The 7,182-nt window shown below is 67.3% G+C and carries 9 protein-coding genes and 1 pseudogene; 2 read left to right on the top strand and 8 right to left on the bottom strand.

Annotated elements, in window-relative coordinates; translation table 11 throughout:
• Positions 1 to 39 precede the first annotated feature (39 nt).
• Both G6024_RS00055 and G6024_RS16995 read right to left on the bottom strand, forming a co-directional pair.
• A complete protein-coding gene (locus tag G6024_RS00055; protein ID WP_159147536.1) occupies positions 40 to 348 on the bottom strand; it encodes a hypothetical protein in 309 nt (102 codons plus the stop codon).
• Between the two features lie 275 nt (positions 349 to 623).
• Positions 624 to 1,592: a DUF3631 domain-containing protein gene (locus tag G6024_RS16995; RefSeq protein WP_159147534.1), complete on the bottom strand. Its 969-nt coding sequence runs from the start codon at positions 1,590 to 1,592 to the stop codon at positions 624 to 626.
• Positions 1,593 to 2,727: 1,135 nt separating this feature from the next.
• Between G6024_RS16995 and G6024_RS00040 the strand changes: the two genes are divergently transcribed.
• Together G6024_RS00040 and G6024_RS16990 are read left to right on the top strand one after the other, a co-directional pair.
• Positions 2,728 to 3,384: a replication initiation protein gene (locus tag G6024_RS00040; protein WP_159147533.1), complete on the top strand. Its 657-nt coding sequence runs from the start codon at positions 2,728 to 2,730 to the stop codon at positions 3,382 to 3,384.
• Entirely contained in the window at positions 3,300 to 3,716 is a 417-nt protein-coding gene (locus G6024_RS16990; RefSeq protein WP_338122122.1) for a helix-turn-helix domain-containing protein, read from the top strand. The genes G6024_RS00040 and G6024_RS16990 overlap by 85 nt, the downstream gene beginning before the upstream one ends.
• Here G6024_RS16990 and G6024_RS00030 read toward each other — a convergent pair.
• The 6 genes and pseudogenes from G6024_RS00030 to G6024_RS00010 all read right to left on the bottom strand — a co-directional run bounded on the left by G6024_RS00030 (position 3,713) and on the right by G6024_RS00010 (position 6,987).
• Complete coding sequence (locus G6024_RS00030) at positions 3,713 to 4,306, bottom strand: hypothetical protein (RefSeq protein WP_159147531.1); 594 nt, start codon at positions 4,304 to 4,306, stop codon at positions 3,713 to 3,715. The genes G6024_RS16990 and G6024_RS00030 overlap by 4 nt on opposite strands.
• A gap of 99 nt (positions 4,307 to 4,405) precedes the next feature.
• Positions 4,406 to 4,603 carry a hypothetical protein gene (locus G6024_RS00025; protein ID WP_159147530.1) on the bottom strand — a complete coding sequence of 66 codons (198 nt, stop codon included), beginning with the start codon at positions 4,601 to 4,603 and terminating at the stop codon, positions 4,406 to 4,408.
• Entirely contained in the window at positions 4,596 to 4,946 is a 351-nt protein-coding gene (locus tag G6024_RS16985; RefSeq protein WP_338122121.1) for a recombinase family protein, read from the bottom strand. Before G6024_RS16985 ends, G6024_RS00025 begins: the two co-directional genes overlap by 8 nt.
• Positions 4,947 to 5,007: 61 nt before the next feature.
• Positions 5,008 to 5,223: pseudogene (locus tag G6024_RS16980) on the bottom strand (recombinase family protein); the annotation flags it as partial.
• 637 nt (positions 5,224 to 5,860) lie between these two features.
• Entirely contained in the window at positions 5,861 to 6,475 is a 615-nt protein-coding gene (locus tag G6024_RS00015; protein ID WP_159147529.1) for a hypothetical protein, read from the bottom strand.
• Complete coding sequence (locus tag G6024_RS00010) at positions 6,472 to 6,987, bottom strand: helix-turn-helix domain-containing protein (RefSeq protein ID WP_159147528.1); 516 nt, start codon at positions 6,985 to 6,987, stop codon at positions 6,472 to 6,474. Before G6024_RS00010 ends, G6024_RS00015 begins: the two co-directional genes overlap by 4 nt.
• Positions 6,988 to 7,182 lie beyond the last annotated feature (195 nt).

The raw sequence follows: 7,182 nt of genomic DNA, 5'->3' as shown, positions 1-7,182 counted from the left end.
TCTGGGCGATGAACTGGTCACGGGGTGCGGTGTCGTCGGTCATGCTGCGGCCCCCTTGCTGTGGCGGCGGTCATCGGCCAAGAACCGTTGGAACGCCGGGGTGTCCCTCGGGTCGTCGTCGGGGTCGGGTCGGGCGATCACGGCGGCGCGCTGCTCGGGCGTCCACCGTTCGGTGACCACGGCCAGGGCCACGAGGGCGTGAGCGTCGCAATCGCGGAGGCTTTGGAGGCGGTGGAAAAACTGTCGCGGGTTGGTGTCGCGGAGGGCGCGGAGCGTCGCAAGCTCGGCGTGCAGCACAGATGCGCGGGAACCGGGTGCGGGCGGGGTCTCGGGAGGGGTGATCCTCATGGTTTCCTCTTTTCGCAGGTGGGGGCGGTGCGGTGATCCGGTTCAGCCGACATATCCGGTTGATCCGGTTTCCCCAGGGGGTGCGATCTGCAAGCGGCTCCACGTGACTCGCAGGTGTGCGAGGGCGTACCCGCGTGGACCTCGGGTGTCGGGGCGGCTGGTCATCACTCGGTAGTTGCCGGACAGCATCCGGCCCATGCGCTGCGGGGTGAGCGGCTTACCGAACGGTGAACCCGGCCCCCATTCCTCGGGGAACACGCCTGCGAGGCGGGCGGTCAGTTCCTCGGTGGGGACGAATCCGCGGGCGTCTCCGTGACCGTCGAGGGGCCAGACCTCGGCAAGGTGTCGCAACAGTCGGATATGCGGTTCTCGACGGTGAGACCTTCGTCCCGGTCGGCTTGCTGCTGCTCGAGGTCTGCGAGCGCGAGCCGGTCCACGACCGCCGGCCAGTGAGCACCGGCCACGGTGGCGACACGCTTTAGCGGCCCCCACTTCTCACGGTTGCGGCCCTTGATCCCCTCGGGCAGGACGGGGCGGGTTGTGCGGATCGTTTCGCGGATCACGTCGGCCCACGCGGCGAGCTGGTCCGCGAGCGCGGACACGTCCCCTTCGATCATCTCCCAGTCGGATTCCTCGACGGTCTCGTCCAGGTCGGGGAACAACAGCACGCGGATGCACCGCTGCCGGGTGTCGTCGGGCAGGTTGGGGCTGTTGCCAGCCATTGCCACGGGACCGAACGTGGACAGCTCTTTCAGCTCCCACCCGTTTTCCTTGCTCGGCACGAGGGTCGGGCGCTGCCCGCCACGCTTGTAACCGGAGTTAATGACGGCGATGAGGTCTCCCACACCGTCTTTCGACTGGTCGAGACTGCGGTCGGCCTCGTCCACGAGGATCGTGCGCGGCTTGTGCTCGAGGGCGCGGGCGAGCATGGCCGGCGACGACAGGGAGGCCGCCATCATCGGCATGAACGCGAGCGCGTTGATGTGCTCGAGCACGGTGGTCTTGCCGCTGCCCGGCATGGGGGAGTCGATCAACAGGCGCGGCGTTGTGTAGCACTCGGCCACTACGTGCGTGTGTGCGATCCATAGGGCCAACAGGTCGAGGTCTCCCTCGGTGACCGTGCAGACGTAGCGGTCGAGGTGCTCTCGGAGCCGGTCCAGGACCAGTGAGCCGGTCTCGTGGGGGGTCTCGGAGAAACCGGATAGACCGGATATTGCGGCGTTGTTGGATACGTCGAGGGTCACGCGGCCTCCTCGTGGTGGAGGACGACGGCGAGGGATGCCGCCACGGCGGGCGGCGTGCCAGGCGTGGCGAGAACCTGCTCAAGGTGAGCAATCGCGGCACGGTAGGCACGCCCGTCGGGGTCGAACGGCGGGCGTCCGTCAGGGTCACGACGACCGGATGCGAGAGGTTCGGAGCGGAGTTCGGCATCACGTCGTCGCCGGTAGCCGTCCATAGATATTGCGTTCACTTCGGGGGGCATTTCGCACCCTTCCCGACCCTGTACACTTAGGGCCATCTTCTGAATGGAATCCCCGCGATTTACGCCCGGCCAGGCGCGCGGGGATTTCCTCTTTTTGAGGTCTGTTTAGGCGCGTCACGCGGGATCGGCACCGGGGCGACGAGTCGCGGAAGGTCGCACTCACGGATGAGCGTCCGACCGGTCGCCGGGTCACGGAAGCGTTCGACGCCAGCAAGGCGGATGCGCTCCCACGTAGACCGGGTGCGGCGGTTGATACGCACGCCCACCTCGTCCACCGTCAAGTACCCCGCCGGGGTGTTTGTGTTCGTCATGCGTGGATTGTGCAATGAGTTTTGGGGTACGGAACACGATCGCGTGACCAGCAAGAACACCCGGCTCACTGCTAGTGCATACTGTGTGGCGCCACGATGACCGAACGTTGCAGCAACGATCCGCAACGATTCGCAACGATCAGACCGGCAGGGGAAAGACGCACCAGCGGTGGCAGGGCAGTCGGCGTCGGTAAGTAGTTGCGGAAGTAGCCGCTGTAGACCGGGAGCACGGGCAGTAGCGGACCACCCGGCGGAGGGGTTGACGCCCGGCGCGGGCAGTCTCCCCGGCCCCAGGAATATCCCGCAGGTGTTGGACGGGAACCGGAACTATCTGATTTAGTTCGTGTCCTACCCGAATACGAACGACACCCGTGGGAGTCTGGCACGCATGGCAACAGCAAGCGGCGCGGTACTCACGCCCGATTACGTGGCGCGACCGCTACCTGTCGCGCTACCCGCTTGCGACGGACAACCTCGACCTCGGTGCATGGCGTGAGCGCCGGGAGCGTGCCCTACGTCGGCAGTACGTCGAGACCAGCCCGCGTGCGCTCGTGGCTGCCGTAGTGATCGACGTAGACCGTCCAGATGCCGTCCCTGCGGGCCTTTGAGCGCCCCAGTGACCATCCGGTCCCCTCATGGGTTGTCGAGGGTTCTAAGGGGCACGGGCATGTTGGGTGGTGGCTCTCGGCCCCTGTCTGTCGGACGGACGCGGGGAGGGTCGATCCGCTGCGCTACCTCGCTCGGGTGACGGAGGGGCTACGGCGGTCCCTCGACGGCGACCAGGCATATACGGGCCTACTCACGCGGAACCCACTGCACGCGGACGCGGACGTTATCTGGGGCACCGACCGCGCGTACTCGTTGCGCGAGCTGGGGACGATCCACACGCCGCGCCAGCTCCCGCGCAAGCCTGAACGGTCGTCGGGCCTCGGTCGCAACGTCAGCATGTTCGACGCTGCACGCCATGAGGTCTACGGCCTGCACGACCCCGCGATGCCGATGGACGAATGGCACCGGATCGTTGTGCAGCATTGCCACGCGGTCAACAGCACCTTTGACGACGCGCTAGGTGGACCGTTGCCGTTCTCGGAGGTTCGGGCCACGGCGTCGAGCATCGCCCGGTGGACACGGCGCAATCTCACGATGAGCAAGCAAGAATGGCACCGGGAGCAAGGCCGGAAGTCTGGCAAGGTCCGTCGAGCGGCCACGTCGGCACGAGTCGCGGAGGTGTTCGGGGCATGAGCGCACTTGATCCACGGCCACGGTTCGACGCGGAGGGACGCCCGCTCACTGCCCGCGAGGCTGCGGAACGTCTCGGCATGTCTGAACGGAATGTCAGACGGTGGCGGGCAGAACCCCGCGAGTCTGTCGAGGGGCGGGCGGCTGCTCGTCGTGAGCGTGCTGCGGAACTGCGGGCAGGCGGTGCGACGTACCGCGAGATTGCCGACGACCTCGGATGCTCGACGGGCACCGTGGGCAGGCTGCTGCATGAGCACCGGGAGCGGGCAGGGGTTCCCCAACCGGGGCGGGGACGGCGGTCCACGACGATCCCGATGCCTCGCAAGACGGCCTAACCGAACCTCGCAACGTTCCACGCTCTGCGCCAGCGGCCCACGTTTGCCCGTGGCTGCTCGGCGGATACGGGGTGGGGTGTCGGCATGGGTTGCGGTTGTTCGGGCGGCTGCGGGGCAATGGGGGCGGTCTCTCGGGGTGCCTCGATCATGCGGCGGTAAAGGTCGCGCTCACGCTCCGCGGACTCCCGTAGCCGGCGCTCTGCGTCCCGCTCGACAGATGCCACGCGGGCATCGGCTCGAGCCTCTGTCAGCTCCACACGCAACCGTGCGAGGTCGTCGCGCTCGTCCCGGTCCTCGAGGACGGGCACCGGATCGGGCGGGGTCGGCTTACCCGGCGTGAACCCCGCCGCCCCCAATGCCTCGGGTGTGATCTGCCAGCGCCCGTTATCGTCTTTCGCCCCCTCGAGTCGGCCACTTTTCAGCGCCTCGAGGATGGTCGAACGTGCCGCGCCGGTCTCTTTCGCTGCTCGAGCTGCGGACCACCGGAGGGCGTTTCCAGACCACCGGGCGGTGCCGGTGTCGGTGGCGGGTGTCGGGGTGTCGTCATCGCCATGTAGCGCCGGGGTGTCGTGACGGGTGTCGTCGGGCATGTCGATAGGGTGCCGCCCCTGTTCACGGGGTGTAGTGCCGACACGCCGAACCCCTGCCGTCTGGGGTGTCGGCAGGGGTGTCGGTGTCGGGGTGCCTGTCTACTGGACACCCTCGGCGTGGTCGGCTGCCTCGGTGAGCGCGGCGGCCATGGCACGCGCGGCGGCGGGGGACATCGACAACACTTCGACGTTGCCCTCCCTCACGCGGACCTCGGGCGAGAGCTGGCGCCCGTCCTGCACGGGGTGCGAAGTCACCCGCATGGACGAGTTGTAGTTGCCGGGGATCGGATCAGACATTGGCTTCATCCTTTGCGGTAGCGGGCTTGGACAAGACGCGGATGATCGTGGACCGGGACACGTCGAACGTGTCCGCTATCGCCTCCAGCGTGGCGTTCTGGTCGTGGCGCATCCGGTGGACCTGTTCAACCTGGGCAGGGGTGAGCGAGGGCTTACGGCCTCCCTTGCGGCCCCGTGCGCGGGCGGCGTCAAGACCAGCGAGGGTCCGTTCGGCGATGAGGTCGCGCTCCATCTGGGCAACCGCACACAAGACCGTGAACATCATCCGGCCAGCCGGGGTGGTGGTGTCGATGCCCTCGGTGAGGCTGGCGAACTGCACGCCGTCGGTGTCGAACTGCTCCAACCGTGGCGATCAGGTGCTTGGTCGTGCGTCCCAGTCGGTCGAGCCGGACGACAGTGAACACGTCACCCGGACGGAGGTGGGCGAGCGCGGCATCAAGACCGGGGCGGGTGGTGGTGGTGCCACTGACACCGTGGTCGGTGAACACGACACCGCACCCGGCATCCCGGAGGGCGTCGAGCTGCGAGTCGAGCGACTGATCGGCAGTCGACACGCGGGCGTAGCCGACGCGGGCGGAGTCGCCGTTGGGGAACTTGATCGGGTCGGTCTTCGTGGTCATACCGATACCGTTCCACAAACGGTGTCGATGGTCAATAGTGAACCGTTGATTTCGTACCTGAGATATGAACCGGTGGTGTCCTGCGGATACGCGGGCGGCGTCGAGACCAGCGCAACCATGGCACAAACACTCGTTTGTGGAACGCCGCGCAACGTCCGGGAATCGTCGGGAATCGTCGGGAATCGTGCGAGTGTCCGACTCTCGGGATAGCGTGAGCACATCGGCTGCCACCGATGCGGAAGGGAACCGTCGCCAGCTCTCCGATAGAGCAAGCGACGTGACGATGCACCTTCTACGGAAAGTCAGGTGGCAGAGATGACAGGTCAGCGGATCGGCATACCCGGTACGGGTATCGAAAATCGAGAAACTCGACATGGGGGCAGTCCTCCACTTCGACGGGCGGCAAGCGTTCCTTGCCCACGGGGACCGCGAACGTCTCGTCGCCGGACTCGGGTGGACCCGCACGACACGAGATCAAGCCATGCCTGCCCGCGTTCGGCGCGCATACAAGGCACTCCGCGGCCTCTAAACGCACGACGACCCCCGGCCCTGTGAGGGGTCGGGGGTCGCTGCCGGCGCTAATCCCCGCGCTCGGCATCCGGCACCACACCTGCGAGCGGCACCGGGGGTCTGTGGGTTAGTACACCGTCCCGCGCATCTGCTCAATGCGACGGCGGCGCTCGGACTGGTCCGCGCGGTGCGGGAGCTTGTCAGCCTCAACCGACGGACGACCATAGGTGACGCCACCCCACGTCGGGACAGGCTGCCCACCGGGAGCGGACACAATCCGATCCCCCGTGATGCGGGTGGTCCGGTTCGACTGGGTGATGCCGTCCACCGTCGGCACCCCGGCCTTGCGCACCTCCCGCGCCAGCTCGTCAACCTGTGCCGCGTGCTCTGCCAACGTCGCTGCTGCGGCCTCGGTGGCGTCGAGGTATGCCTCCCACGCGGCGTTGATCTCGGCTTCGACGGTGCCTCTCACGTCGGCATCCATCTGCGCCACCAGCTCGTCGGCCCTCTTAGCGGCGGCGTCCTGCTCCCGGCGCTCACGCTTGCGCTCATGGGCGGTCTTGCGGGCGGTCTCGACTTCGGTCTCGGCCTCGGCCTTGCTGCGAACGTCGGCCAGTTCCTCGGCGTCAACCTCTTCGCCACGACCGAGCGCGGCCATGATCTTGTCCAGGAGGTCACGCCAGAATCGGCGCTCGGTGTACTCGTCGTCGGTGGTGGTGGTGTCGGGGGTCGAGGTGGTCATGGTTCCTCCGTGGGGTTGGGGTCGTCGGGTCCGTACTGGAGAAGCGTGTTCCCGTGTTCATCGGTCGGGAGTAGGCCGCGGTCTGCCATTTCGAGTTGCACGTGCAGGGCTTCGAGCCACGTGCGGGCGGCCCTGTACTCGTCCTGATCGGAGTCGTCGGGGACTGCGGTGCCGGCGGCTATCGCCTTGTCGACGGCGGTCCCAAACGTGCGGTTGAGGGCGGTTACCGCGCCGGGGTCGAGGACGGTTGCGCCTAGTTCCATGAACAGTCGGCGTCCTGCCCGGCGGGCGATTGCGGCGGACATGGCGGCGAGGTCGGCCCGGTCCTCGGCTAGTTGCTCGGTGCGGGTTCGGGTCGCTACCTCGGTGCTGCTGCGGTCGAACTCGACACCAGCGATCCGGGCTGCGTTCGACACCGTGCCGGGGGAGACAGCGAGGGCGCGGGCGATTTCGTTCCTGCCCATCCCTTCCGCGTGCAGCTCGGCAACGTCGGGCGCGATCTGCTCGGCCATCGGGGGATCTTTTGCGCTATGACCGGGTACGCCGCTGCTCACGATTCGATCCCGTCGTCCATCGCTCCCAGCTCCAGCCGGGCGAGGTGGATCTCTGCGGCGGTGGCGACAGCTCGGGACAGGTCACCGATCAGTCGGGGGTTGTCGAGCATCTGCTCAACCATCTGGGCGATGAACTGGTCACGGGGTGCGGTG

Origin of the sequence: Dietzia maris, from assembly GCF_014144855.1 — a bacterium.
Lineage (GTDB): Bacteria > Actinomycetota > Actinomycetes > Mycobacteriales > Mycobacteriaceae > Dietzia > Dietzia kunjamensis.
This window is presented reverse-complemented; position numbering and strand designations above follow the sequence as displayed.